The organism is Marivita lacus (genome assembly GCF_014637725.1).
In the GTDB taxonomy this organism is placed as follows: domain Bacteria; phylum Pseudomonadota; class Alphaproteobacteria; order Rhodobacterales; family Rhodobacteraceae; genus Marivita; species Marivita lacus.
Window position 1 is genome coordinate 330,655 of the sequence record NZ_BMFC01000002.1, and the last position, 26,610, is coordinate 357,264.

Here is a 26,610-nt window from a genome sequence, read left to right on the forward strand (position 1 = left end):
GGCTATTTTCATTGAACGGCGCGCGGGCACAGCGTAGCTCAAACTCATCAATCAAGGATTGCAACGGTGACACCGTCGGTTCCACACAACTTAATTTCTCCACCCGTGCTGCTGGCCCCACTCGCAGGCATCACGGATCTGCCGTTCCGCACGCTGGTGTCCCGCTTTGGCGCGGGGCGCGTCGTGTCCGAGATGATCGCCAGCGGCGAATTCCTGACCGCGCGGCCCGGAACACGTGAAAAGGCGGAACTGGGGGCTGGCATCGCCAACACCTCGGTGCAGCTGGCGGGCCGCACCCCCGACGCGATGGCCGAAGCCGCGCGCATGGTCGAAGGCATGGGCGCGCGGGTCATCGACATCAACATGGGCTGTCCCGCGAAAAAGGTGGTGGGCGGCTATTCCGGCTCGGCGTTGCTGCGCGATCTCGACCACGCCTGCCGGTTGATCGACGCGGTTGTCGGCGCGGTGACTGTGCCGGTCACGCTCAAGACCCGGTTGGGCTGGGACGATGCCTCGCACAATGCCGCAGACCTTGCGCAACGGGCCGAAGCTGGGGGCATCGCGATGATCGTCATTCACGGCCGCACCCGCTGCCAGTTCTACAAGGGCCGCGCTGATTGGGCCGCCATCCGCCGGATCAAGGACGCGGTGTCGATCCCGGTGATCGCCAACGGCGACATCATCGACACGGCGTCCGCCCGCACCGCATTGGCGCAAAGCGGTGCCGATGGCGTGATGGTCGGACGCGGCGCGCAAGGCCGCCCTTGGGTGCTGGCCCAGATCGCCGCTGACATCTACGGCACCGCCAGACCCGCGATTCCAAAGGGCCACGCGCTTGTCGATATGGTCGCAGGTCATTACGAGGCGATGCTCGATTTCTACGGCCCCGATCTTGGCCTTCGCGTCGCGCGCAAGCACCTTGGCTGGTACATGGATGTCGCGCAAACGGACGCGATCCTGCGCAAGGCGATCCTGACGGCCAAGACACCGGCCGCCGTCCTGTCGGCACTCCCCGATGCCCTGGTGACCGATGTGAGGCAGGCTGCATGACCGACAGCACCGACGAACCCAAGATGGTGGATGAACGGCTGATCTGGTCCTCGCTGCCGGTGCCCGCGATCATCATCGACGAGGATGAAAACATCCTCGACATGAACCCCGCTGCCGAGGGTTTCATGAACAACTCGGCCAAGTGGCTGCGCGGTCAACCGATCTGGGACCGGCTGACCGTCGATGCGCCGATGGAAAACAGCCTTGCCCGCGCACGGGAACACGGAACGCTGCTTTTCGTGAACGACGTGGATGTGGGCACCGGCAACCGTCCGCCGCTGGTCTGCAACCTGCAACTCGCCCCGGTGCAGGGCAAGCCCGGTTGCATGATCCTGCTGATCAGCCCGCGCGAACTGGCAAGCCGCGTCAACCAGAGCCAGTCGGTCAAATCCGCCGCGAAATCCGCCATCGGCATGGCCGAGATGCTGGCCCACGAGATCAAGAACCCGCTGGCGGGCATCACCGGTGCCGCCCAGTTGCTGAGCATGAACCTCACCAATGACGATCTGGAGCTTACCGATCTGATCGTCGAAGAGACCCGCCGCATCGTCAAGCTGCTGGAACAGGTGGAACAGTTCGGCAACCTGTCCGCTCCCGAACGCAAGCCGGTCAACCTGCATGACGTGCTGGACCGCGCCCGCCGCTCGGCGCTGCTGGGCTTTGGCGCACACATGAAGATCATCGAGGATTATGACCCTTCGCTGCCGCTCGCGCTTGGCGATTCCGACCAGTTGCTGCAGGTCGTCCTGAACCTCATCAAGAACGCGTCCGAAGCGGCGGATTCCTCGAAAGGTGGCACGATCCGCCTGCACACCTATTACGAACACAGCTACAGCCTGCGCCGCGCCGATGGCTCGGGCCAGTCGCTGCCGCTTCAGGTCGAGGTGATCGACGACGGCCCAGGTCTGCCGCCCGACATCAGGGGCGACGTGTTCGATCCCTTCGTGTCGGGTCGTGAAAACGGCACCGGCCTTGGCCTCGCACTGGTGAGCAAGATCATCTCGGATCACGACGGTTGGGTCGCTGTCGACAGCGTGCCCGGCAAAACCCGCTTTCGCATCTCGTTGCCGCAAGCGCCGCGCAAACAAAAGGAGTCAAACTGATGGATGGTACGGTACTTGTCGCGGATGATGATCGCACGATCCGCACGGTTCTGACACAGGCGCTGACGCGGGCTGGGTGCAAGGTGCACGCGACCTCGTCGCTGACCACGCTGATGCGCTGGGTGGCCGAGGGCAAGGGCGACGTGGTGATCTCGGATGTCATCATGCCCGATGGCAACGGGCTCGAGATGCTGCCCAAGATCAGCCAGGATCGCCCCGATCTTCCGGTGATCGTCATCTCGGCGCAGAACACGATCATGACCGCCATTCAGGCGGCCGAGGCCGAGGCCTATGATTACCTGCCCAAACCCTTCGATCTGCCCGACCTGATGAAGCGCACGGCCAAGGCGCTTGATTCCCGCAGTCGTGTGGCGCGCCCGGCACCCAGCCGGGTGATTGACGACGCGCCCGACGACCTGCCGCTGATCGGCAAGACCCCCGCCATGCAGGCGCTCTACCGGCTCGTGGCCAAGGTGATGAACACCGATCTGCCGGTGCTGATCTGCGGCGAATCCGGCACCGGAAAATCGCTCATCGCCCGCGCGCTGCATGATTTCTCGGACCGGCGATCCTTGCCCTTCGTCACCGTCACTGCCAGCGACCTGTCCGACATCGAAGGCCCGGCGCGCATTCTGGCGCGGGTTCGCGGCGGAACGCTTCTGATCGACGAGCTGTCCGATGTCCCCGACGAGGTGCAGGCCCGCATCGTGCGCATGATGGACGGGCCGGGCGACAACGTGCCCCGCTTCATCGCCACCAGCCAGTCCGATCCGGGGCAGGGCATTTCCGACAGCGGCGTGCGCGAAGACCTCTATTATCGCATCAGCGGCGCGACCATTTCCGTGCCGTCCTTGCGCGAACGCGTCGACGACATCGCGCTGCTCTGCGAACATTTCCTGACCCGCGCCGAACGCGATGGCGGGGCAAAACGCTGGCTGTCGAACGACGCAGCCGATCTCTTCCGCGCCTACAGCTGGCCCGGCAACGTGCGCCAGTTGGAAAACGTGGTGCGCCGCCTCAGCCTGACCTCGCGCGCCGACGAGATCACCCGCGCCGAGGTGGAGAATGTTCTGGGCAACCAGCCCGAGACCGGCCCCGTCCTGCGCGGTGGCGACAGCGAGAAACTCAGCACCTCGGTCGCGCGTCATCTGCGCCGCTATTTCGACCTGCACGGCACCATGTTGCCGCCGCCGGGCCTGTATCCGCGAATCCTGCGCGAAATCGAAGCGCCGCTGATCGAAATCGCGCTGGAGGCAACGGGCGGAAATCAGGCGAAATGTGCCGATTTGCTGGGAATTAACCGAAATACCCTCAGAAAGAAGATCACCGAACTCGATATTCAGGTGACACGCCGCCGTAAATTGATGTAAAACTGCCACATAATAGTGCTCCGGCGGTGACGCAGTTGATCGGAGACACAAAATATAGCGGTAGCCGGGCTGCGCGGCACATCACGGCGGGGGGTTGGCTGTGGCCACCTGGACACGCTCCTTGAATTGGGCCCGGTTGGACCGGGTGCGTCGTCGTCGGCGCTATCAGAACGCCATGACCCTCGGTCTGGTGCTGCTTGGCCCCATTCTGGCCATTGCCACGATTCTCGTGCTCGGCCCGCTCGACGCCGGGACCGGCGCGCAGTTCAACCTGCGACTCGTCCTGCTGGCCGACCTGATCTACGTGCTCTTGCTCGCAGCGATGGTTCTGCGCCGCGTCGCCAACCTGATCGCTGCGCGCCGCGCCAAATCCGCCGGGTCGCGGCTTCACCTCAGGCTCACCGGCGCGTTTGCGCTGATGGCGTTGCTGCCGACGATCACCGTGGCGGTGTTTGCCGTGCTGACGATCAATATCGGGCTCGAGACATGGTTTTCCGACCGCGTCCGCAACGTGGTCGGCGCGTCGCTTTCTGCTGCCGAAGCGTATGAGCAGGAACACCGCGAAGGGCTGACGCAGGATGCCGAGGCACTGGGAGCGTTTCTGGACGCCAACCGCCGCGCGACCTTCATCATGGATGATGGCGAATTGCGCCAGGCGCTCAGCCAGGGGCAATCGCAGATCCAGCGCGGGCTGCGCGAAGCCTATGTCATTGATGGCACGGGAGAAATCCGCGCGCGTGGCGAAGGGTCGTACCTGTTCGATTTTGAACGCCCCGGCCCCGAGGTGATCGCAGAGGCCGACGAGATCGGCCTCGCGCTGGTGCAGGATTGGGACAATAACGAATTGCGCGCGCTTGTTCCGCTGCGCGCCTTCACCGACCGGTATCTGTACATCACCCGCGAGGTGGATGGCCAGATCCTCAACTTGCTCGACGAGACGCAGGAAACGGCGCGTTTCTACCAGCAGCAGGAAAACGACCGGGGCCGCGTCCTGTTCGATTTCGCGCTGCTCTACCTTGGCTTTGCGTTTCTGCTGATCCTTGCTGCCATCTGGCTGGGCCTGTGGTTCGCAGAACGGCTCAGCCGCCCGGTGGGCCGTCTGACCGGTGCCGCCCAACGTGTGGGCGCGGGGGATCTGGACGTGAAGGTGCTCGAAGAAGACGGCGACGACGAAATCGCCATGTTGGGGCGCTATTTCAACCAGATGACCCGGCAGCTCAAGGGCCAGCGCGAAACGCTGCTGGACAACACCCGCCAGATCGAACGGCGGCAGCGGCTGTTCGATTCCGTTCTGACCTCGGTGACCTCGGGGGTTGTCGGGCTGGATGCCGGTGGCCGCGTGACATTTGTGAACCGCTCGGGTGAACGGCTGCTGGCATGGCAGGAGAACCAGCGCAGCGTCGAGATCACCATGGCGGTGCCCGAGTTCGGGCCTCTGTTCGACCGGCTGCGCGAGCAGGGGATCGAGACCGCGCAGGAGGAGATCAAGGTCAGCCGCGCGGGTCGCCTCGAAAACCTGCTGGTCCGCCTGTCGACACGGCGGCGCGAGGATGGCGGGCTCGAAGGCTACGTGATCGCCTTTGACGACGTGACCGACCTTGTCAGCGCGCAGCGCATGGCCGCATGGGGCGACGTGGCCCGGCGCATCGCGCATGAGATCAAGAACCCGCTGACGCCGATCCAGCTTTCTGCCGAACGTATCCGCCGCAAGTTCCACCGTCATCTGGGGACGGAAGACGCCGAGAGCCTCGAGCAGTTGACCGAAGTCATTGTGCGTCAAACCAATGACTTGCGGCGCATTGTTGATGAATTTTCCAAATTCGCCCGGATGCCGGAACCGGACCGCAAGCCTGAAGACATCGTAGATATCCTGCGCAGCGTGGTCCTGCTGCAGGAAGCGGGACAGCCCAGCGTGCGGTTTGTTGCGGAGATGCCACAGACCGGCATTCCTGCGGAGATCGACGCGACGATGATCGGCCAGGCGTTCACGAACCTGATCAAGAACGCCGGGGAAGCCATTGAAAGTTATATCGAAACGGGGCCAGATCAGCCTGTGTCACCGCAGGTGCGCGTCACCTGCGAGATGAAGGACGACATGGCCGAAATCCGCATCTCGGACAATGGCATCGGCCTGCCGGAAGACCCGTCGCGGCTGTTCGAGCCCTACGTGACGACGCGCGAGAAAGGCACCGGGCTGGGCCTGCCGATCGTCAAGAAGATCATCGAGGAACATGGCGGGACGCTGACGCTCGAGCAGGCCGAGCCGTTCGATGACACGGGCCGCTGCGGGGCGATGGCGGTGATCCGGCTGCCGGTGCTGATCGTTCCGAAAACTGCAAGCGAAATCAATGGGCTGGAGGCCGACATGGCGCTGGCTGAACCGGAACACGAGACGTGAGTTCAGAAGGACAAGGGTGAGGTTATGAGCGATATTCTGATAGTGGACGATGAGCGCGACATCCGCGAACTGATCGGTGACATCCTGAAGGACGAAGGCTACACGACCCGGCTCGCGGGCAACTCGTCCGAGGCGATGGCCGAGATCAATGCAGAGGAGCCGTCACTGCTGATCCTCGATATCTGGCTGAAAGACAGCAAGATGGACGGGATCGACATTCTCAAGACCGTCAAGCGCGACAATCCGGATGTGCCGGTGGTCATCATCTCGGGGCATGGCAACATCGAGATCGCGGTCGCCGCGATCAAGCAGGGTGCCTATGACTTCATCGAAAAACCGTTCAATATCGACCAGTTGCTGGTCGTCATTCGACGCGCGATGGAAACGAGCCGCTTGCGGCGCGAGAACCACAAGCTCAAGCGGCGCGACAGCGACGTGGCGCAGATGGTGGGTGAATGCGCGGCCTATCGCGGGCTGGTGTCGAACCTCGACAAGGTGACGAAATCCAACGGCCGGGTGCTTTTGTCCGGGCCTGCGGGCAGCGGCAAGGAAGTGGCGGCGCGGTACATCCATGCGCATTCCAACCGCGCCAGCGCGCCGTTCATCACGGTGAACTGTGCCGGCGTGGCGCCAGAGACGATGGAGGAGGTGCTGTTCGGCCGCGAAACACCGGAACGCGGGGTCGAGCCGGGCTTGCTCGAGCAGGCGCATGGCGGGGTGGTCTATTTCGACGAGGTGGCGGACATGCCGCTGGGCACCCAGTCCAAGATCCTGCGGGTGCTGGTGGACCAGCAGTTCCAGCGCGTCGGCGGGGCGGACAAGGTGCGGGTGGACCTGCGGGTGATCTCCAGCACCAACCGCGACCTCAAGACCGAGATCGCGGGGGGGACGTTCCGCGAGGAGCTGTATCACCGGCTCAACGTGGTGCCGATCTCGGTGCCCAGCCTCGAGGACCGGCGCGAGGACATCCCGATGCTGGCGGGGCATTTCATCGACCTGTTCCACCAGTCGCAGGGCCTGCCCAAACGCGGGCTGAGCCCCGATGCGGTGGCGCTGTTGCAGACGATGGTGTGGCCGGGCAACGTGCGGCAGCTCAAGAACCTGATCGAACGGGTGCTGATCCTGGGCGACGGCACGGGCGACATTGCGGCGCGAGAACTGCCGCAGGACACGACGCCCGCCGAGGATGAAGAGGGCCGGGTGGTGCTGTCGGGCACGCTGGCCACGATGCCGCTGCGCGAGGCGCGCGAGGCGTTCGAACGCGAATACCTGCTGACCCAGATCAACCGCTTTGGCGGCAATATCAGCCGGACGGCAAGTTTCGTCGGCATGGAGCGCAGCGCGCTGCACCGCAAGCTGAAATCGCTGGGGGTGGTGACAAGCTCCAAGGCGGGGGGGCGGGTCGCCTATCTCGAGGACGAGGTGGAAGAGGCAACCTGAGCGGATAGGTCCGTTCTGGCCCTTTTGTTTCGCGCGCGAAACATTGGGTCCGGAGTGGACCTATTAAGGGTTTGGTAACGTTGGGGAAGGTCTGGATTGGAAAATCGTTTCTTTTGGAGGCGCACCTGAGCCGAAGTCCGTTCACGTAGCATTGTTGTCCCATCTTAACGCTTTTTTCACGCGCTTATTTCAAAGATATGGACAGTAGTAGCTTCGTAGGTACTATGGAAAAAAAGGAGGTGCCAAATGGCAGAGAGCATTCAGACGGATGAACCAATATTCACAATCGGTTATGAAAAGTCCACAATCGATGACTTTGTGAATAGACTTTCGGACGCGGAAATTGATGTTTTAGTAGACGTCCGTGAGCTTCCATTGTCTCGCAAAAAGGGTTTTTCAAAAAACGGTCTCAACGCTGCTGTCCGAGAGGCAGGTATCGACTACGTTCATGTCAAGGCGCTTGGTGACCCCAAGCTTGGCAGGGAAGCAGCGCGAGCTGGGGACCATGATCTATTTGTCGAGATATTCACTCGTCACATAGATGGTGAGGAAGCGCAATCGGCGCTAGCCGACCTTGCCGCTACTGTGAAGGGAAAGCGAATTTGTCTTACATGTTTTGAACGCCATCACGACGGCTGCCATCGCAAGATAGTTGCTGAGCGACTATCAAAAATGGTTGGGGCACGTATTGAGCATATCGCCGTGTGAGCTGACCTTGAGTGATTGGCAACCTCCTGTCGAAGTATGCGTAATCGTAAAAGCTGCGCCTGAGACAGGTCAAACGCACGGTGAGACGGTGTGCGTGGCGGGGATCGATGTTTACGGTCAATGGCATCGGCTATATCCAATGCCTTTCAAGCTACTTAGCAGTAAACAAAAATTCAATCGCTGGGATATAATTCGTACAAGATGGCGAAGCGCTGCTCCAAAAGATTTGCGTCCTGAAAGCAAGCGAGTCGATCATGGATCACTTGAGAAGGTCCGCGAGGTTAAAGTATCAGAGCGCCATGAATTTGCGAGGCGCGCTATCGTGGAGAGCTTGTCAGAGGAAAAAGCAAAGGGTCGCTCTTTTGCTCTAATTCGACCAGAAAACCCCGAATTTATCATTCGACGTTTGACTGAACCTGAAATGAAAAAGAACCAAAGGCGTCGTGATTTCCTTCTTAATCAAACAGATATGTTCTCGGGGGATAGTACGGTGCTTACGCCCGACGTAGCTCCGTATTCATTTCACTACCGGTTCGTGCATGAAGGTAAGACTCTAACCCACACGTGTATTGATTGGGAAACGGAGCGAACGTTTTTTAAATGGCGTAGCCAATATGGCGAAGAAGCGACTTTGCGTCACATGGGCGAAAAGTGGGGACACGACATGCCATCGAGGGGAATAGCTTTCGCTATGGGCACGCATAGAGTAACGAAGTTCAATAAGTGGTTGTTATCTGGTGTAATCAGAGTAGATCATTCGACACAGCCAAGCCTATTGTGAGGTCGAATAATCAATTAGCTTGTAAGTATTCGCGCGCCCACACGGCGGCGATTTGGTGGGACCAGTGCTCCGCTTTGATCTTCTTTGGATGTGACCGAGATAAATCGAGGGATTCGACAGTTGGAACGCCACCGCGCGCGTCGGAGATGCGCGGCGGGTGAGCGTTGCGCGGATTCTTGGGAGTTCGGTGCGTGCGAGCACGCACCCTACGGGATGAATGCACCTATGATGAAAGTCGAGTTTGACGTTAACCATTTTGGCGAAAACTCCACGTTGCCGCCCAATTCTCAACCTTTTTGAGCGCGAACAATGGTTTGTCTCGATTTCGAGATTTTGAAAATTAGGAGATTTTTCATGGGTAAAGGACAAGGAAACGGTGGCGGTTGGCCCAGCACAACCGGGAATCCTTCTGGCGGTGGCCGCTCCAATGGCTCTTCCGGTGGTGGAAAGAGCAAATAACTTGAAGGCTCCCAAAAGGGGCCTTTTTTCTTTTCTCTTTTGCGTAGTCAACGGAAAGGTAAGGGAGGCAAGCGCAGCGCCAACACCCTCCCCAATTGACCCCACCCCGGACCTCTGCCACACAGAAGCCTGCGTCACAGCCAAGGGGCCCGTCCGCGGGCGTGTGTCATGAAAGTCATCATCTGCGGAGCGGGTCAGGTCGGCTGGCAGATTGCGCGTCACCTCGCGGGCGAACGCAATGACGTCACGGTTGTCGACAACAATGCCGAACTGGTGCGCCGGGCGACGGATGCGCTGGACGTGCAGGGGATCGCGGGGTTCGCGTCCTACCCGGATGTGCTCGAACAGGCGGGGGCGCGGGATGCCGACATGATCATCGCGGCGACCCATTCGGACGAGGTCAACATGGTGACCTGCCAGGTGGCGCATTCGGTGTTCTCGATCCCGCGCAAGATCGCGCGGCTGCGGGCGAAATCCTACCTGACGGCGATCTATTCCGATCTCTACCGGCGCGATCACATGCCCATCGACGTGGTGATCAGCCCCGAGATGGAGGTGGCCGAGGCGGCGTTGCAGCGGCTGAACGCCCCGGCGGCGTTCGACACGGAAAAGTTCCTCGGGGGGGATGCGTCGCTGATGGGGCTGACCATCGACGCCGATTGCCCGATCATCAACACGCCGCTCAAGCAGCTGACGGATCTCTTCTCGACGCTGCGGAGCATCGTGGTGGGCATCCGCCGCGAGGGCACGCTGTTTGCGCCGGAATCGAACGATCAGATCTTCGCGGGCGATTCGTGCTACGTGATGTCCCACAGCGAGGACGTGCGCCGGACGCTCGAGATCTTCGGCAAGACCCATCACAAGCAGGAGCGGGTGGTGATCATCGGTGGCGGCAATGTCGGGCTGATGGTGGCCAAGGAGCTTGAACAGCGCACCGACCGGGTGCGGGTCAAGGTGATCGAGCGCAACCGCAAGAACGCCGAACGCGCCGCCGAGGCGCTGGAGCGGACGATTGTTCTGAATGGCGACGGGCTGGACGTGGCGCTGCTGGCCGAGGCCAATATCGAGCGCGCGGATGCGGTGCTGTGCGTGACCGATGACGACAAGACCAACATGCTGGCCGCGGTGCGCGCCAAGTCCGAGGGCTGCCGCATGGCGATCGCGCTGATCAACGACCCCACGCTGGAGCCGCTGATGGAACCGCTGGGGATCGACGCCTATATCAACCCGCGCTCGGTCACGGTCAGTTCGATCCTGCGCCATTTCCGCCACGGCCGGGTGCGCGCGGTCTATTCCATCGGCGATGCCGAGGCCGAGGTGATCGAGGCGGAGGTGCTGTCGACCTCACCCATGGCCGGGCAGAGGCTGCGCGACATCGATTTCCCGGAAGGTGTGATCCTGGGCGCGGTCCGCAAGGCGGGCAAGGTCAAGCGCCCGACCGGGGCGATGGTGATCGAGGAAGGCGACCAGGTGGTCATCTTCACGTTGGCCAAGGACGTGCCGGAGGTCGAACGCCTGCTCCAGGTGTCGATCGACTTCTTCTGATCCGATGGCGCTGCTGTATCGCCTGCCGCTGTTGTTGCTGCTGACCGGGTTGGCGTCGGCGTCGATGATCGTGCCGGCCAGCGTGGCGCTCTGGGCCGAGGCCTATCACGACGCGCGGTCGTTCTTCTATTCGGGGCTTGTGGGGCTGATCTTCTGCGCGCTGACCGGGCTGGCGGTGGCCAACCGGACGCACAATCGCAATGCCATCCGCCAGCTGATCGCGCTGCTGGGCAGTTTCATGATCCTGCCCGTGGTGTTGGCGGTGCCGTTCTACGAGGCGATCCAGACCACGTCGTTTCTCAATGCCTACCTGGACATGGTGTCGAGCCTGACCACGACGGGCCTGCCGCTCTTCAGTGCCGAACGGTTGTCGATGGCCGAGCACCTGTGGCGTGCGCAGGTGGCGTGGATGGGCGGGCTGCTGATGTGGGTCGCGGCGGCGGCGATCCTTGCGCCGTTGAACCTTGGCGGGTTCGAGGTGACCTCTCTGGGTGAGCCGGGACAGGATGTGGTGGCCGGGGCCGCGCGGCGCGACACTGCCAATCCCGCAACGCGCCTGGCGCGCAGTGCCGCGGTGCTGGTGCCGGCCTACGGGCTGCTGACGCTGGCGCTCTGGGTGTTGCTGCTGGTGGCGGGGGACACGCCTTTCGTGGCGCTCACCCATGCGATGAGCGTGATGTCCACCTCGGGCATCTCGCCTGTGGGCGGACCCGCAGGAAGCGACAGCGGCATCGCGGGCGAGGCGATCATGGCGGTGTTCCTGCTCTTTGCGCTGTCGCGGGTGACCTTCTCGCAGGACACCAGCACGGCGCAGAAGGCGGGGCTGTTCTACGATCCGGAATTCCGGCTCGGGCTGGCCATCGTGCTGATCGTGCCCACGCTGCTGGTGCTGCGGCATTTCGTGGCGGCGCTGGATGTCGGGGACCAGAACAACATCGTCGCCGCCGCGCGCGCCTTCTGGGGGGCGGCCTTCACGGTGCTCTCCTTCCTGACCACCCATGGCTATTCCAGCGTCGACTGGGCCGATGCGCGGGCCTGGTCCGGGCTGGCGACGCCGGGGCTGATCCTGATGGGGCTGGCGCTGATCGGGGGCGGCGTGGCGACGACGGCGGGCGGGGTCAAGCTGATGCGGGTGTTCGCGCTCAGCATGAACGGCATCCGCGAGGTCGACCGATTGGTGCACCCCTCCTCGGTGGGACGCGCCGGGCTGGTGTCGCGGCGCACACGGCGCGAAGGGGCGTTCATCGCGTGGGTGTTCTTCATGATCTTCTCGATCACGCTGGCGGCGACCACGGCAGCGCTTGCGGGCTTCGGTGTGCCGTTCGAACAGGCTCTGGTTCTGGCAGTGGCCAGCCTCACCAATTGCGGCCCTCTGGTCGAGGTGGTACAAGCCGGACGGCTGGTGCTGATCGAGTTGGGCCCCGGCCCCAAGATCGTGGCGGCGATCGCCATGATCATGGGCCGTCTGGAAATGCTGGCACTTGTGGTTATTTTGACACCAGATCTCTGGCGCGACTGAGCCTTGGCGGCACACTTGCCGAAATTCCTTGTTTTTCCACTGGAATTCGCGCGACTGCCAATACATAGTGGCGTGAAATCACGACTGTCGGCGCGACAAAAGCAAGAATAAAGGCAAAAATTTATGGCATCTGACAAGCAGAACCTTCAGGACGCGTTTCTCAACCACGTCCGCAAGACAAAGGTGCCCGTAACCGTTTTCCTGATCAACGGCGTCAAATTGCAGGGCGTGATCACCTGGTTCGACAACTTCTGTGTGCTTTTGCGCCGGGATGGGCAGTCACAGCTTGTTTACAAGCATGCCATCTCGACCATCATGCCAGCACAGCCGATCAACCTGTATGACGGCGAAAGTGACAATTGAAAGAAACTGAAGCGCATGTAACCCCGGCTTGGGTTCTGCATCCCGACATCACCAGCGACCGCTCGCGGCGGGCGGCCCAACCCGCTTTGGCAGAGGCCGTGGCGCTTGCCGCTGCCTTGCCCGGGCTCGAGGTCGTCGGCAGCACAGTTGTGCGCCTGCCGAAACCGCAGCCCCGCGCCTTGTTCGGAACGGGCAAGATCGCGGAGCTTGACGCGCTCTTCAAGGCGCAGGACGTGGAACTTGTGCTGGTCGACGGGCCGGTCACGCCGGTGCAGCAGCGCAATCTGGAAAAGGCCTGGGGCGTCAAGGTGCTGGACCGCACCGGGCTGATCCTCGAGATTTTCAGCGACCGCGCCGCCACCCGCGAAGGTGTGCTGCAGGTCGAGATGGCCGCGCTCAGCTACCAGCGCACCCGGCTGGTGCGCGCCTGGACCCACCTCGAACGGCAGCGTGGCGGATTGGGCTTTGTCGGTGGTCCCGGCGAGACCCAGATCGAGGCCGACCGCCGTGCCATCGACGACCAGTTGGTGCGCCTGCGCAGACAGCTGGACAAGGTGGTCAAGACACGCGGCCTGCACCGCGCCGCGCGCGCCAAGGTACCGTACCCGATCGTGGCGCTGGTGGGTTATACCAACGCCGGAAAATCGACGCTGTTCAACCGCTTGACCGGGGCCGATGTGATGGTCAAGGACATGCTGTTCGCCACGCTCGATCCCACGATGCGCGCGGTCAAGCTGCCGGACGGTCCCGAGGTGATCCTGTCGGACACGGTGGGCTTCATCAGCGACCTTCCGACTGAACTGGTCGCCGCGTTCCGCGCCACGCTCGAAGAGGTGCTGGCGGCCGATCTGATCCTGCATGTGCGCGACATCAGCCATTCCGCGACCGAGGAACAGGCGAAGGATGTGCGCGATATCCTGAACTCGCTGGGGGTGACCAACACCACGCCCTTGCTCGAGGTCTGGAACAAGATCGACGCGATGGACATCGAGGCCCGCGAAGCCGCCCAAACCCGCGCGGATCGCGATGACGCGGTCTATGCCACATCCGCCCTGACCGGTGACGGGCTGGAGGCACTGCTTGAGGCGGTGTCGCAGATCCTGGAAGGCGACCGTCGCGTCGAGGTGATTCACCTGGGCTTCGACGAGGGCCGCAAGCGGGCATGGCTCTTCCAAAAAGAGCTGGTCGAGGAAGAGACCCAAGGCGAGACCGGCTACAGCCTGCGCGTGCGCTGGTCCGCACAAGAGGCACGGCAGTTCGAAGCGTTGAAATAGGCGCAGGGCTTCAGGCTTCTCTGGTTCCAAATTACCTCGGGGGAGGCGCCGCAAGGCGACGGGGGCAGAGCCCCCAACGGCGCGCGCAGCGCGCCCCTGTCGGATGGCCAGCGGCCATTCGACATCTGCCTATTCCCGCACCAGCCGAGTGACGCCTACCGATGCCGCGCGTGCCAGATCGACATCCAGCGACATCGGGATGTATTCGCCGCGCCGCCAGAGTGTGCCGAGGTCGTCATAGTGTCTCGAAAGGAAATGGCCCGACTGGCCGGTGGACAGGATAAAGACCGAACTGTCGGGATCGGCGAAATCATAGACCCCGCGATAAGCCGCACCGTGCACGTTCAGAAACGGGTTGGGGCCCATACCCGTCCCGCGTCCGCGCATAAGCGTGTGATCGCCGCCCGAGGTGCTTTGGCGGATGTTCACGAAATACCGCAGCACGGGCACCTCTCCCAGAACCGGGTGGTCATGGGTGGCCTGGTGCGCGTCGCCCCAGCGCAGGGATTCCAGCGCGGTGCCCCAGTTCTCGGAGATCCAGACCAACGCGTCGTCCAGCGCCAGACGCGAGATGTCGCTGCAGGTTTCCTCGACCGCCGAGCGGATCACGTCGCACCACGCGCTGGCCCCGTCTACGTCGCGGTAGACCCGTTCGATGAAGAGCGGCTCCACGCGGGTGAATTCCGAGGCGAGCGTGCCGAGGTCGTCGCGGATCAGGCGGTCCTGCAGCGCGCGCAGCCAGGCCGAGTAGATCAGCGGTTCGGGCAGATGCTCGTTCATCTCGCCGTTCCAGTTGGCCAGCAGGTCGAGCGCGCGCTGACGCAGCCGTTCGGGTGTGCCTTCGGGCGCCGCCTCGCCCGTGAACCACAGGTCGGCGCCGATCAGCGGCAGCAACGCGCGCGCGGTGACCGACACGGTGTCGAGCTGCGCTTCGATAAAGCTGTCGCGGGTGTGCACCTCGCGGCCCTGCATCAGCCCCTGCCAGCGCATCACCCGCTGGCTGTCGCCCCAGTCGAAGCTGACATGCAGCGGGAAGGGGCGGTCCACGATCTTGTTGTTGGTGTTGCCCACGATGCCGCCGACAGGATCGCGGAACACCGGGTTCGCGTCGTTGGGGAACACACCCTGCCAGCGGTTCTCCTGCCGCCAGCCCAGCGACGGCAAGCGTCCCTGGCTCTGGTGCGCCGCATCGCGGCGGGGCATCGCGCCGATCATTTTCATCGCGATGCCGTCGCCGTCGATCACCGTCAGGTTCTGCGAGGGCGCGACATAGCCCTTGGAGACCTCGAGCGCCTCGTCGACGGATTGTGCGTGCATCAGGCCAATGGCGGCGGACATCGACGTGTCGCGCGCGCTGAGCGCGGTCCAGGACAGGGCGGCAACGTGATCCGGAGGGGTGATCGTGCCCAGATCAAAGTGGGTGGCAGGCAGCACCGGTCCATTGTCGGTCCAGCGCAGGGTCAGGGTGACGGGGTCGGAATCCCTGATCTCGATGATCGACCGTCGGGTGACGAAATCCTTGAAACCGTCGGGCGTGCGGTACTGCTCGCGGTTGTCGGGGTTCAGCTCTTCGATGAACAGGTCCTGATCGTCGAGGTAGGAGGATGTCAGTCCCCAGGCGATGGCGTCTGACCGGCCCGCCATGATCGCCGGGATGCCGGGAATGGTGGCGCCGATCACGCCACCCGAGGACAGTTGCATCCGCGCCAGGTACCATGTCGCGGGTGCGGTGAATTGCAGGTGTGGATCGTTCGCCATCAGCGAAGATCCGGTGGCCGACCGGGTTTGATCGGCGGCCCAGGCGTTCGACGCCCCCGCCAATCCGCGCGGTGCGACGGGCCAGAACAGGGGATCGGGGCCGGATTGGGCGAATTGCGTTCGGTCGGGCAGGGGATGCAGGCCGGGGACAAGCTGCGCGTATTCGGGCAGGGCGGCAATGCCTGAACCGGGCACGTCGGGCAGGATGTCGGCCAGACGGTTCTCGTCCGGCAGGAGCAACGAGGTGCGGGCGCGCAGCACCTCTTCGGTGAGGTGGCTGGAGAGTTGCAGCGCCATCAGCTTGATCAGTGCCAGCGAATCCACCGGCTGCCATGGGGCCAGCGGTGCGGAGAACACGAAGAACTCGGGCGCGCCGCGGCCAAGGCTGTCGAGGTTGATCTCGCCGATGCGCGCATTCACCCCGGCGGAATAGGCCTCGAGCGCATCGCGGGTGCGGGCGTCCTGCACCTCGACCGACTGAAGCGCGCGGGGATAGAGATCAAGCCGGCGCAACAGCTTGTCGGTTTCCAGCGTGCGGCTCCCGAAAAGCTCGGACAACCGGCCCTGCGCGGTGCGCCGCATCAGCGTCATCTGCCAGAGCCGGTCCTGTGCATGGGTATAACCCAGCGCATAGAACGCGTCGCGGTCGGACATGGCAAAGATATGGGGCACGCCCGAATTGTCGCGCACGATCTCGACCTCGGCGGTCAACCCGCCGACCGGGACCGTCTTGTCGTATTCGGGAAGGGACCGCGAGGCGAGGTAATAGACCGTCACGACACCGATTGTCGCCAGAACGAGAAAAGCCGTCGTCAGCCAGACCAGGGTTCTGAAGATCAGCGCCACGCGAGTTTACCCTTTCAAACGGGGAATGGGCCCGCATCAGGACCCGGTACAGACACCCGCGATGCCCTACCGAACACGCAGGCCCTTGCCAAGAGGGCGGTGCAGCGTCAGGTAAATACTGCGGAAAATTACCACGGAATATAGGGAGCACGCGGCATGGCGAAAGTGGCATTCTTGGGTTTGGGGGTCATGGGCTACCCGATGGCGGGGCATCTGGCGAAGGCCGGGCACGAGGTGACGGTCTACAACCGCACAACCGCCAAGGCAGAGGCCTGGGCCAAGGAACATGGCGGCGGCCATGCGGCCACCCCGCGCGAGGCGGCGGCAGGCTGCGACTTCGTGATGTCCTGCGTCGGCAATGACGACGATCTGCGCAGCGTGTGCCTGGGCGAAGACGGCGCCTTCGCCGGAATGGAAAAAGGCGCGGTGTTCGTCGATCACACCACGGTGTCCGCAAAGGTCACGCGCGAGCTTCATGACGCGGCAGCGGCGGGTGGCATCGCCTTTGTCGATGCGCCGATCTCGGGTGGGCAGGCAGGGGCCGAGAACGGCGCGCTGTCGGTGATGTGCGGCGGCGACGAAGCCGCCTATGACGCGGCACAACCGGTGATCGATGCCTATGCGCGCATCTGCCGCCGCATCGGCGAGAGCGGCGCGGGCCAGATGACCAAGATGTGCAACCAGATCGCCATCGCGGGTCTGGTGCAGGGTCTCAGCGAGGCGCTGCATTTTGCCGAGAAGGCGGGTCTCGATGGCCGCGCCGTGGTCGAGGTGATCAGCCAGGGCGCTGCCGGATCGTGGCAGATGTCGAACCGTTACGAGACCATGATCGACGACAAGTTCGAGCATGGCTTCGCGGTCGACTGGATGCGCAAGGATCTGGGCATCTGCCTTGATACGGCGGATGAGGTCGGCGCGTCGCTGCCGGTGACTGCGCTGGTCGACCAGTTCTACAAGGATGTGCAGAAGCTGGGTGGCGGGCGTTGGGACACGTCGAGCCTGGTCAAACGCCTGCGCGCTATGGGGTGAAAACAGGGCCCGGATGCGTCGACGCATCCGGGTGTTTCCGTTGACGGAAACGGCCACTGGCGATTAGACGCCGATCCGCGGTCACGGTTTTATTTCAGTACCTTGTGGCGCGTTATGGGCATGATATCTCAAGCGTCGACGGCATGAAGCCGTTGTGTGCGGGCGCGCCCGTAGTGGAGAATGAAGACATCATGAAGAACGCATTTGTAACCTTTGGAACCATCGTCGCTCTGTCGGCCGGTTTGGCGCATGCGCAGGTTGCGGTGGAAGACACGGATGGCAATGGCAGCTATTCGATGGAAGAGCTGATGGTCGCCTATCCGGACCTGACAGCAGACGTGTTCGCGGAAGTCGATGCCGACAGCGACGGGTCTGTCAGTGTCGAAGAGCTGACCGCTGCTCAGGACGCGCAGATCCTCGTCGCCAACTGATCGGCGATCACGATCTCAGGTGGGGCTTCGGGAAACCGAAGCCCTTTTGTTTTATGAGGACCGTCTATTCCGTGTCCGTTCCGCGCAGCGCCAGGATCGCCATGATCCCGATCACGCACAGCCCGACCACCGCGATATTGAGCGGTGTTCCATTGGCCACGATCACCGCGACCAAAGCCCAGATCACCGTCACGCCGTATTCCGGCGCGCGGTGCAGCCGGTACTGCGCTACCATGGCGATCACCAGCCCGATGCTCAGTGCGACTATGGCGGCCCATGTGCCGTTCAGCAGTCCGTAACCGCCCAGCAGCAACCCGATAGACACCGACGAGGCGGCAGTCAGCCAGCCCGCATAGATGGCCACCGGCGTCTGTTGCAGCCAGCGGTCCGTGTCGCCGACGCGGAACAGGCTGAGCAGCGCTGTGCCAAGCATGATCCAGATCAGGATCGTGGCAATAACCGGCGACAGGGTCGCCACCGGCAGCCAGGTCGCGCCGACGGCCAGGCTCGCCACCAGCGGCGGGCGCATGGCGTCCCAGTCGGGGTCGTCGCTGCGTTTGATCAGGCCGAACCCCGCGCCGATGATGAGCCAGAGATAGATCAGCCCCCAGATCGCAAAGGCATAGCCCGCAGGCTGCACGGGCGGGTTGTCCTGCGGCACGGGGAATTGGTCAGGCTCGAACCCGTTGAACCCGTCCGTGAACCACGGAGAGGCGGCAAAGACGAGTGCCGCCAGAAGAACCAGTGCTGCCCAGACCCGTTGCATGCCTATTCCATCGCTCCGTCTGCGGTGATCCGTGTCTTGCCGCCCAACCACGGGTGCAACGCCTCGGGAAGGGTGACGGATCCATCCGCCTCCTGTCCGTTTTCCAGCACCGCGATCAGGCAGCGCCCGACGGCAAGGCCGGACCCGTTCAGGGTATGCACGAAATCGGGCTTGCCGCCACCCGCGGGCTTGAAGCGCGCGTTCATGCGGCGGGCCTGGAAATCACCGCAAACCGAGACCGAGCTGATCTCGCGGTAGGTGTTCTGTCCGGGCAGCCAGACCTCGATGTCATGGGTGCGGCGTGCGCCGAACCCCATGTCGCCCGTGCAGAGCACCATTGTGCGGTAGGGCAGGTCCAGCTTTTCGAGGATGCCCTGCGCGCAGCTTGTCATGCGGTCCAGCTCGGCACGGCTGTGATCGGGATGGGTGATCGACACCATCTCGACCTTTTCGAACTGGTGTTGGCGCAGCATGCCTGCCGTGTCGCGCCCGGCGCTGCCCGCCTCGGAGCGGAAGCATTGCGTGTGGGCGACGTAGCGGCGGGGCAGGGTGTCTTCGTCCACGGTTTCGCCGTTGACGATGTTGGTCAGCGTTACCTCGGCGGTGGGCACCAGCCACCAGCCATTCGTGGTCTGGTAGCTGTCCTCGCCGAATTTCGGCAACTGGCCGGTGCCGTACATCATGTCGTCGCGCACCAGCACGGGAGTCCATGTCTCCTGCAGGCCGTTTTCGGTGATGTGCGTGTCCAGCATGAACTGCGCCAGCGCCCGGTGGACGCGCGCCACGGCGCCGGAGAGAACGACAAAGCGCGAGCCCGAGAGTTTGGCCGCGGTCTCGAAATCCATGCCGGGCTGTGCTGCGGCGATCTCGTAATGCTCTTTCGGCTGGAAATCGAAGTCGCGCGGCGTGCCCCAGCGGCGGGCCTCGACGTTGTCGGCCTCGTCCGCGCCATCGGGCACGTCGTCATGGGGCAGGTTGGGCAGGCCCATCAGCAGCGTCTGCAGCGTGTCGTCCAGGTCCTTGGCGCGGGTCTGCATGTCGGCGACGGCGGCTTTCTTGGCAGCCACCTCTTCGCGCAGCGTCTGGAACGCGGCCTCGTCACCCGATGCCTTGACCTTGCCGATTTCCTTGGCCGCCTTGTTCTGGTCGGCCTGTGCGGTTTCGGCAGCAAGGATGGCGGCGCGGCGGGCTTCGTCGATGCGCAGCACCTCGGACGAGACCGGCTCCAACCCACGGCGCGACAATGCCGCGTCAAAGGCGGCAGGGTTCTCGCGGATGGCTCGGATGTCATGCATGGGTCTTGTCCTTCTGACTCGCAACTGTGATGCGCGGCCTTATGCACCGGAATGCGGCGCTTTGGTAGGGGTCAGAGCGCGTTCAGGCGCGATACCACGCCCGAGACGGGGACCGCCAGCGCACCGCCCTGTCCCATCGCGCTGATCACCGCCGCAACCGCCCAGCCCTCATCCGCCCGGACCAGCACCGGCCCGCCGGAATTGCCCGGCGTGACGGCGCAGTCCAGACGCAGGATGCCCGCGAGTCGCTGCCCGCCGCAGGCAAAGTCGGCACCCAGCATGTGGGGGCGGCGGCTGGAATAGGCGACGAGGCCAAACGGTGCCTCGGGCTCTGTGTCGGACAGTCCCAAAGGGGCCACGGTCGAGGGCCGTTCGAGCGTCAGCAGCGCCACGTCATAGCGCATGTCGAGTGCGCCTTCGGCATAGGCTTGAGGATGCACCCAGATGGACGCGCCCGACACAGTGTCTGCGGCGGTGCCGCGCAGCCATCCGGCGACAAAGGTGATCTCGTCGGCGCGTGGGCCCACGCCGTCGGTGCCGGCCACGCAATGTGCGGCGGTCAGCACCATGTCGGGAGCGATGAGCGTGCCGGTGCACATCTCGCGTGTTCGGTAGCCCGCGGCATTGACGCGACCGACCGCCTGCCATGCCGGATGGTCGGATGCGGGCAGGACCGGCAGGTCCGCGGCCTGCGCCGTTGAAGCAAGAAACAGGACCACAGAGGCAAGGGCGGCTCGGATCATGGCGCGATGTAAGCCCTATTTCGCAGCGTGTCACAAGGTGGCGGACAAAACCGCCGACGGTTTTGCAAAAGCGGTCGACCGCTTTTGTCGCGTCGCACCGCACGGCTCTCCCGGTGGCACACCCGCCTTGCAAAGCCGCGCATGGCGACATAGGTAACGGCCAAATTTATGGCCAGTATCGGTGGGCATTCCCCGCCGTCTTGAAGGAGCACGCCCATGGAAGGCAACGCCATTGCCCAGTTCGTCCCGCTAATTCTGATCTTCGCGATCATGTATTTCCTGCTGATCCGTCCGCAGCAGAAAAAGATGAAGGATCATCAGAAAATGGTCGAGGGTCTGCGTCGCGGCGATGTCGTCATCACCCAGGGCGGGTTGATCGGCAAGGTCGTGAAGGTCAAGGAAAACAACGAGCTGGATGTCGAGATTGCCGAAGGCGTCAAGGTTCGCGTGGTGCAGAGCACCGTCGCGCAGGTCGTGTCCAAGACCGAACCCGCCAACACCTGATCACCTGACCTGATCCTTTTCCCCACCCGCATCGGACCGTTCGCTCATGCTTCAGATCGACCTCTGGAAGCGCCTTCTGATCTGGACCACCGTTGCGGTGGGACTGTTTCTGGCGCTGCCCAACCTGTTCTACCCGCGGGTGGAGCAACACAACGACGCCGTTGCCGCGATCGAGATGTCGGGCGAAACCCCGGAACTGGTGGCGCGAAGCGCGGGATGGCCGGATTTCCTGCCATCGGGGCTCGTGAACCTTGGCCTTGATCTGCGCGGTGGCGCGCATCTTCTGGCCGAAGTTCAGGTCGAGGACGTGTACGCGTCCCGGCTCGAGGCGCTCTGGCCCGAAGTGCGCGACGTGTTGCGCCCGGAGCGGGAGGCCGTGGGCACGATCCGGCTGCAGCCTTCGGAAGACGGCGCCTTGCGGGTCCGCATCTCGCAGCCCGAAGGCATGGCGCGTGCGCTGGAACTGGTGCGCGGTCTGGCCCAACCCGTGGTGTCGGTCACCGGTTCGCTGAGCAATGATCTGGATGTCCGGGCCGAGGGCGCGGATATCGTCGTCACCTTGTCGGAAGCGGAACAGACCGCCACCGACGAACGGACGATGCAGCAGAGCCTCGAGATCATCCGCCGCCGCATCGACGAGGTCGGCACCCGCGAACCGACAATCCAGCGGCAGGGCAGCGACCGCATCCTGATCCAGGTGCCGGGCATCGGATCGGCGGCCGAGTTGAAAGAGATCATCGGCACCACTGCGCAGCTGACCTTTCAGCCGGTGGTTGGCCGGACCGACGACTCGAACAGCGCGCCCGGCGTGGGCAACGAGGTGTTGCCGTCGCTGGACGAAAGCGGCGTGTTCTACATCCTCGAACAGGCCCCGGTGGTGTCCGGCGAAGAGCTCGTCGATGCGCAGCCCGCCTTTGACCAGAACGGTCGCCCGGCTGTCAATTTCCGCTTCAACCCGTCCGGTGCGCGCAAGTTCGGCGATTACACGGCGGCCAATATCGGCAATCCCTTTGCCATCGTGCTGGACGAAGAGGTGATCAGCGCTCCGGTGATCCAGAGCCACATTCCCGGCGGATCGGGCATCATCACCGGCAATTTCTCGGTCGAGGAAAGCACGCAGCTTGCGGTTCTGCTGAGGGCAGGTGCCTTGCCTGCCGGGCTGGAATTCCTCGAGGAGCGCACCATCGGTCCCGAATTGGGACAGGACAGCATCGAAGCCGGGCGCATTGCCACGCTTGTGGCCTTTGTCGGCGTTCTGGTCTTCATGGCGCTGAGCTACGGTCTGTTCGGGATGTTCGCCAATATCGCGCTGATCATCAACATCGGCCTGCTTTTCGGCCTTTTGAGCCTGATCGGCGCCACGCTGACCTTGCCCGGCATTGCAGGGATCGTGTTGACCGTGGGTATGGCGGTGGACGCCAACGTGCTGGTCTTCGAGCGGATTCGCGAAGAACTGAAGACTGCCAAAGGCCCGGCGCGTGCCATCGAGCTGGGCTATGAAAAGGCGTTGTCGGCCATCGTGGACGCCAACATCACGACGTTCATCACGGCGGTGATCCTGTTCGTCATGGGCTCGGGCCCGGTGCGCGGCTTTGCGATCACGCTGGGTCTGGGTATCATGACCTCGGTCTTCACTGCCATCTTTGTCACCCGGCTTCTGATCGTGATCTGGTTCGAACGCCGTCGCCCCAAGACGATAGAGGTCTGATATGCGTTTGCGACTGGTCAGAGAGAACACGAATTTCGATTTCTTCAGCCGCTGGAAGCTGTGGTTCGGCATCTCCGCCTTCCTGATGGTGCTGTCCTTCGGATCGTTCCTGCTGCAGGGGCTGAATTACGGCATCGACTTCCGGGGCGGCACGACAATCCGTACTGAAAGCGCGCAGCCGGTGGATGTGGGCCAGTACCGCGATGCCATCGGCGCGCTGGACCTGGGCGATATCACCATTTCCGAGGTGTTCGATCCGAGTTTCGGCCCCGATGAAAACGTCGCCATGGTGCGCATTCAGGCGCAGGACGGCGAAGAGGCGGTCAGCACGACGGTGATCGAACAGGTCGAGGCCGCGCTTCAAACCGTGGTGCCGGACATCCAGTTCGTGTCGGTGGAATCGGTTGGTCCGAAGGTGTCGGGCGAACTGATCCAGACGGCGATCATCGCAGTTGTACTCGCCATCGGGGCTGTGCTCATCTACATCTGGCTGCGGTTCGAATGGCAATTCGCCGTCGGTGCCGTGATCGCGCTGGTGCATGACGTGATCCTGACCATCGGCATCTTTTCCGAGCTGCAGATCAAGTTCGACCTCGCCATCATCGCGGCGCTGCTGACGATCGTGGGCTACTCGCTCAACGACACGGTGGTGGTGTTCGACCGGGTGCGCGAGAACCTCGTGAAATACAAGAAGAAGGACCTCAAGGAGGTTCTGAACATCTCGATCAACGAGACCCTGAGCCGGACCTTCATGACCTCGGCCACCACGCTGCTGGCGCTGGTTGCGCTGTTTGTGCTGGGCGGCGACGTGATCCGGGGCTTTGTGTTCGCGATGATCTGGGGTGTGATCGTCGGCACCTATTCGTCGATCTTTGTCGCCTCGGCGATCCTGCTCTGGCTCGGGGTCAAGCGCGACTGGACCAAGCCGACCGACACCACCGGCAACCAGTTCGCCAACGTGGATGCCTGACGCGCTGCTGGGAGCCTTGGCGACACCGGGCCTTGTCTGGATCGGTCTGGTCACCATCGTTGCCGGCATCGTCTATGGCTTTGCGGGGTTTGGTGCGGCGTTGATCTACATGCCGGTCACGGTGATCTACGTGGCGCCCGTCGTGGCGATTGCCGCTTTTTCCGTATCTGCCATGTCGTCCCTGGTGACGGTGTTTCCGCGCGCGTTGCCCCTGGTGAACCGCAAGGCGGTGCTGGTGCTGATCCTGTCGGCCACGGTTGCGGCCTCGTTCGGTATCTGCGTGCTGCGGGTGGCGGATGTGACCGTGATCCGCTGGGTTGTTGTGACGGTCTGCGCCGTGACGCTGATCGCCCTGATCGCGGGCTGGCGCTACAGGGTCGAACCGACGCTGGGCACGCGGATGGGGGTCGGTGCGGCGGCTGGCTTTGTCGGCGGGCTGAGCGGCTTGACCGGGCCGATCATGGTGCTGTTCCAACTGGCCGGGCGCGACACCATCACCACCACGCGGGCCACCACTGTGGTGTTCCTGACGATGACTAGCCTGCTGATGCTGCCGCTGATGGCGGCGCAGGGTGTGCTGACGGCTCAGGCGGTGGCGCTCGGGGTGCTCTTGCTGGTGCCCTACGGTGTCGGATCGTTGATCGGGCAGGCGCTGTTCCGCCCCGAGAGGGAACGGTTTTACCGCACCGTGGCTTATGCCATCATCGGGCTGGCGACGCTGGCCGGGGTGCCGCTCTGGGACAGGATGTAACGGGAAGGGACGAACATGCGATTGAACGAAGTGGTCTTTACCGACGCGCAGCCGATCGAGGGGTATGGCCCCGGCTTTTTCCGCATTGGCGGCACGAAACACGAGGGGCCAGTTGTGACCGGTCCCACGGGCACCAAGCCCTGGGGTGGGTATGACGATGCCGACACGCTGCTGGCCTACGAGGGTGCGGTGGATGTGCTGTTCGTCGGCACGGGTGGGGATATCGCGCATATTCCGGCCGCTTTGCGCGACAGGCTCGAGGCGCGCGGGATTGGAGTCGAGGCGATGAGTTCGCCCGCGGCCTGTCGCACCTACAACGTGCTTTTGTCCGAGGGACGCAGGGTTGCGGCTGCGCTGTTGCCTGTCGGGGACGCCACATGATGCATCGACGCATCATGGCTTTCCGTTGACGCAAAGCCGCCCCCGGCTGATATGTTTGCGCGCGCCATGCTCTTGCACCCGATCCCAAAATTCGGAATTTTCGCGCTTTTGCCCGCGCCGGGCTTGGTCTAAGCCAAGCGCATGAAATTGTCAGTCCGCGATCTGGCCGTGACCCGCGGCGGCCTTGCGATCCTCGAAGGCGTGTCGTTCGACCTCGCGCCTGGCGAGGCGCTTGTGCTGCGCGGCCCCAATGGAATCGGCAAGACAACGCTTTTGCGCAGCGTGGCAGGGTTGCAGCCGCCTGAAACCGGCAGCGTGACCGGTGCCGAAGACCAGATCGCCTATGCTGCGCATTCCGACGGGCTCAAGGCGATGCTCAGCGTGACCGAGAACCTGCGCTTTTGGGCGTCGGTGTTCGGCCTGTCCGAGATCGACGCGGCCCTTGTCGCCTTTGACCTGACCTCCCTGCGCAACCGCATGGCGGGCACCCTGTCGGCGGGGCAGAAGCGCCGTCTGGGTCTTGCCCGGTTGGTCGTCACGGGACGCCCGATCTGGGTGCTGGACGAGCCGACCGTGTCGCTGGACGTGGCGTCGGTGGCGCTTTTTGCCGAAGCGGTGCGCGGGCATCTGAAATCGGGTGGCAGCGCGCTGATGGCGACCCATATCGACCTTGGCCTGACCGAGGCGCGGGTGCTTGACCTGACGCCGTTCAGGGCCAAACCCCGCACCCGCCAGATGGACGAGGCGTTCCTGTGAAGGCGCTGCTTGTCCGTGACCTGATGCTGGCGATCCGGGCTGGCGGCGGCTTTGGCCTTGGCCTGTCGTTCTTTCTGATCGTCACGGTTCTGGTGCCCTTTGGCGTTGGCCCGCAGACCGAGCTTTTGTCGCGCATTGCGCCGGGTATCCTGTGGATCGGCGCGCTGCTGGCCTGCCTGCTGTCGCTCGACCGCATCCTTGCGCTCGACTGGGAGGATGGCTCGCTCGACCTGCTGGCCACGGCACCGCTCCCGATGGAGGGCATCGTCAGCATCAAGGCGCTGGCGCATTGGATCACCACGGGCCTGCCGCTGGTGCTGGCGGCACCGGTTCTGGGCGTTCTGCTCAGCCTGCCGATCCCGGCTTACCAATGGGTGGTGATCAGCCTGGCGGTCGGCACACCCGCGCTCAGCGTGATCGGCACCTTTGGCGCGGCGTTGACCGTGGGGATCAAGCGCGGTGGACTGCTGATGTCGCTCTTGGTTCTGCCGCTCTACGTGCCCACGCTGATCTTCGGGGCCGAGGTGGCCCGACGCGGGGCCGAAGGGTTGACAGTTCAGGCGCCGCTGCTGTTGCTGGCCGGGATCAGCTTTGGCGTGATCGCGCTCTTGCCCTTTGCCAGCGCGGCCGTTCTGCGGATCAATCTGCGGTAACGCGTCCCA

The 26,610-nt window shown here is 63.4% G+C and carries 24 protein-coding genes; 20 read left to right on the forward strand and 4 right to left on the reverse strand.

The features are described 5' to 3' along the window. Window positions 1–66 precede the first annotated feature (66 nt). From dusB to hflX, 11 genes are all read left to right on the forward strand, one after another. Window positions 67–1,050 carry a tRNA dihydrouridine synthase DusB gene (gene dusB / locus IEV82_RS06320; protein WP_229747698.1) on the forward strand — a complete coding sequence of 328 codons (984 nt, stop codon included), beginning with the start codon at window positions 67–69 and terminating at the stop codon, window positions 1,048–1,050. Further along, window positions 1,047–2,153, forward strand: coding sequence for a two-component system sensor histidine kinase NtrB (locus tag IEV82_RS06325; protein WP_373285185.1), 1,107 nt, complete (start codon window positions 1,047–1,049; stop codon window positions 2,151–2,153). The genes dusB and IEV82_RS06325 overlap by 4 nt, the downstream gene beginning before the upstream one ends. Beyond that, on the forward strand, window positions 2,153–3,523 hold the full coding sequence (locus IEV82_RS06330; protein ID WP_188481118.1) for a response regulator: 1,371 nt from the start codon (window positions 2,153–2,155) through the stop codon (window positions 3,521–3,523). The genes IEV82_RS06325 and IEV82_RS06330 overlap by 1 nt, the downstream gene beginning before the upstream one ends. A 175-nt stretch (window positions 3,524–3,698) precedes the next feature. Beyond that, window positions 3,699–5,921, forward strand: coding sequence for a sensor histidine kinase NtrY-like (locus IEV82_RS06335; protein ID WP_188481119.1), 2,223 nt, complete (start codon window positions 3,699–3,701; stop codon window positions 5,919–5,921). A 24-nt stretch (window positions 5,922–5,945) separates the two neighbouring features. Continuing rightward, window positions 5,946–7,361 carry a nitrogen assimilation response regulator NtrX gene (gene ntrX, locus IEV82_RS06340; RefSeq protein ID WP_188481120.1) on the forward strand — a complete coding sequence of 472 codons (1,416 nt, stop codon included), beginning with the start codon at window positions 5,946–5,948 and terminating at the stop codon, window positions 7,359–7,361. Between the two features lie 246 nt (window positions 7,362–7,607). Next, window positions 7,608–8,069: a DUF488 domain-containing protein gene (locus IEV82_RS06345; RefSeq protein ID WP_188481121.1), complete on the forward strand. Its 462-nt coding sequence runs from the start codon at window positions 7,608–7,610 to the stop codon at window positions 8,067–8,069. A 7-nt stretch (window positions 8,070–8,076) separates the two neighbouring features. Continuing rightward, complete coding sequence (locus IEV82_RS06350; protein WP_188481122.1) at window positions 8,077–8,850, forward strand: DUF8758 domain-containing protein; 774 nt, start codon at window positions 8,077–8,079, stop codon at window positions 8,848–8,850. A 627-nt stretch (window positions 8,851–9,477) separates the two neighbouring features. Then, window positions 9,478–10,854 carry a Trk system potassium transporter TrkA gene (gene trkA / locus IEV82_RS06355; RefSeq protein ID WP_188481123.1) on the forward strand — a complete coding sequence of 459 codons (1,377 nt, stop codon included), beginning with the start codon at window positions 9,478–9,480 and terminating at the stop codon, window positions 10,852–10,854. Window positions 10,855–10,858: 4 nt separating this feature from the next. Then, window positions 10,859–12,373 carry a potassium transporter TrkG gene (locus tag IEV82_RS06360; protein WP_188481124.1) on the forward strand — a complete coding sequence of 505 codons (1,515 nt, stop codon included), beginning with the start codon at window positions 10,859–10,861 and terminating at the stop codon, window positions 12,371–12,373. A gap of 123 nt (window positions 12,374–12,496) precedes the next feature. After that, the gene (hfq, locus tag IEV82_RS06365; protein WP_188481125.1) at window positions 12,497–12,736 is read left to right on the forward strand and encodes an RNA chaperone Hfq; all 240 of its coding nucleotides are present in this window, start codon (window positions 12,497–12,499) and stop codon (window positions 12,734–12,736) included. Beyond that, the gene (gene hflX / locus IEV82_RS06370) at window positions 12,733–14,010 is read left to right on the forward strand and encodes a GTPase HflX (RefSeq protein WP_188481126.1); all 1,278 of its coding nucleotides are present in this window, start codon (window positions 12,733–12,735) and stop codon (window positions 14,008–14,010) included. Before hfq ends, hflX begins: the two co-directional genes overlap by 4 nt. Before the next feature lie 129 nt (window positions 14,011–14,139). Here hflX and IEV82_RS06375 read toward each other — a convergent pair whose 3' ends face one another. Further along, window positions 14,140–16,614: a penicillin acylase family protein gene (locus tag IEV82_RS06375; protein WP_188481127.1), complete on the reverse strand. Its 2,475-nt coding sequence runs from the start codon at window positions 16,612–16,614 to the stop codon at window positions 14,140–14,142. Window positions 16,615–16,770: 156 nt separating this feature from the next. Here IEV82_RS06375 and IEV82_RS06380 point away from each other — a divergent pair, with 156 nt between their 5' ends. Together IEV82_RS06380 and IEV82_RS06385 are read left to right on the forward strand one after the other, a co-directional pair. Beyond that, entirely contained in the window at window positions 16,771–17,643 is an 873-nt protein-coding gene (locus IEV82_RS06380; RefSeq protein ID WP_188481128.1) for an NAD(P)-dependent oxidoreductase, read from the forward strand. Window positions 17,644–17,834: 191 nt separating this feature from the next. Beyond that, the gene (locus tag IEV82_RS06385; protein WP_188481129.1) at window positions 17,835–18,074 is read left to right on the forward strand and encodes an EF-hand domain-containing protein; all 240 of its coding nucleotides are present in this window, start codon (window positions 17,835–17,837) and stop codon (window positions 18,072–18,074) included. A gap of 64 nt (window positions 18,075–18,138) precedes the next feature. Here IEV82_RS06385 and IEV82_RS06390 read toward each other — a convergent pair whose 3' ends face one another. From IEV82_RS06390 to IEV82_RS06400, 3 genes are all read right to left on the reverse strand, one after another. Beyond that, entirely contained in the window at window positions 18,139–18,840 is a 702-nt protein-coding gene (locus tag IEV82_RS06390; RefSeq protein WP_188481130.1) for a TspO-related membrane protein, read from the reverse strand. A gap of 2 nt (window positions 18,841–18,842) precedes the next feature. Next, window positions 18,843–20,135, reverse strand: a complete 1,293-nt coding sequence (gene serS / locus IEV82_RS06395) for a serine--tRNA ligase (protein WP_188481131.1) — start codon at window positions 20,133–20,135, stop codon at window positions 18,843–18,845. A gap of 71 nt (window positions 20,136–20,206) precedes the next feature. Further along, window positions 20,207–20,878, reverse strand: coding sequence for a trypsin-like serine peptidase (locus IEV82_RS06400; RefSeq protein WP_188481132.1), 672 nt, complete (start codon window positions 20,876–20,878; stop codon window positions 20,207–20,209). Window positions 20,879–21,094: 216 nt separating this feature from the next. Between IEV82_RS06400 and yajC the strand changes: the two genes are divergently transcribed. From yajC to ccmB, 7 genes are all read left to right on the forward strand, one after another. Next, window positions 21,095–21,382, forward strand: a complete 288-nt coding sequence (yajC, locus tag IEV82_RS06405) for a preprotein translocase subunit YajC (RefSeq protein ID WP_188481133.1) — start codon at window positions 21,095–21,097, stop codon at window positions 21,380–21,382. A 46-nt stretch (window positions 21,383–21,428) separates the two neighbouring features. Next, entirely contained in the window at window positions 21,429–23,090 is a 1,662-nt protein-coding gene (gene secD, locus IEV82_RS06410; protein ID WP_188481134.1) for a protein translocase subunit SecD, read from the forward strand. Between the two features lies 1 nt (window position 23,091). After that, window positions 23,092–24,060: a protein translocase subunit SecF gene (secF, locus tag IEV82_RS06415; RefSeq protein WP_188481135.1), complete on the forward strand. Its 969-nt coding sequence runs from the start codon at window positions 23,092–23,094 to the stop codon at window positions 24,058–24,060. Next, window positions 24,053–24,811, forward strand: a complete 759-nt coding sequence (locus IEV82_RS06420) for a sulfite exporter TauE/SafE family protein (protein WP_188481136.1) — start codon at window positions 24,053–24,055, stop codon at window positions 24,809–24,811. Before secF ends, IEV82_RS06420 begins: the two co-directional genes overlap by 8 nt. A gap of 15 nt (window positions 24,812–24,826) precedes the next feature. After that, the gene (locus IEV82_RS06425) at window positions 24,827–25,192 is read left to right on the forward strand and encodes an Mth938-like domain-containing protein (protein WP_188481137.1); all 366 of its coding nucleotides are present in this window, start codon (window positions 24,827–24,829) and stop codon (window positions 25,190–25,192) included. 141 nt (window positions 25,193–25,333) lie between these two features. Beyond that, entirely contained in the window at window positions 25,334–25,948 is a 615-nt protein-coding gene (gene ccmA, locus IEV82_RS06430) for a heme ABC exporter ATP-binding protein CcmA (RefSeq protein ID WP_188481138.1), read from the forward strand. Next, a complete protein-coding gene (ccmB, locus tag IEV82_RS06435; protein WP_188481139.1) occupies window positions 25,945–26,601 on the forward strand; it encodes a heme exporter protein CcmB in 657 nt (218 codons plus the stop codon). Before ccmA ends, ccmB begins: the two co-directional genes overlap by 4 nt. Window positions 26,602–26,610: the final 9 nt, after the last annotated feature.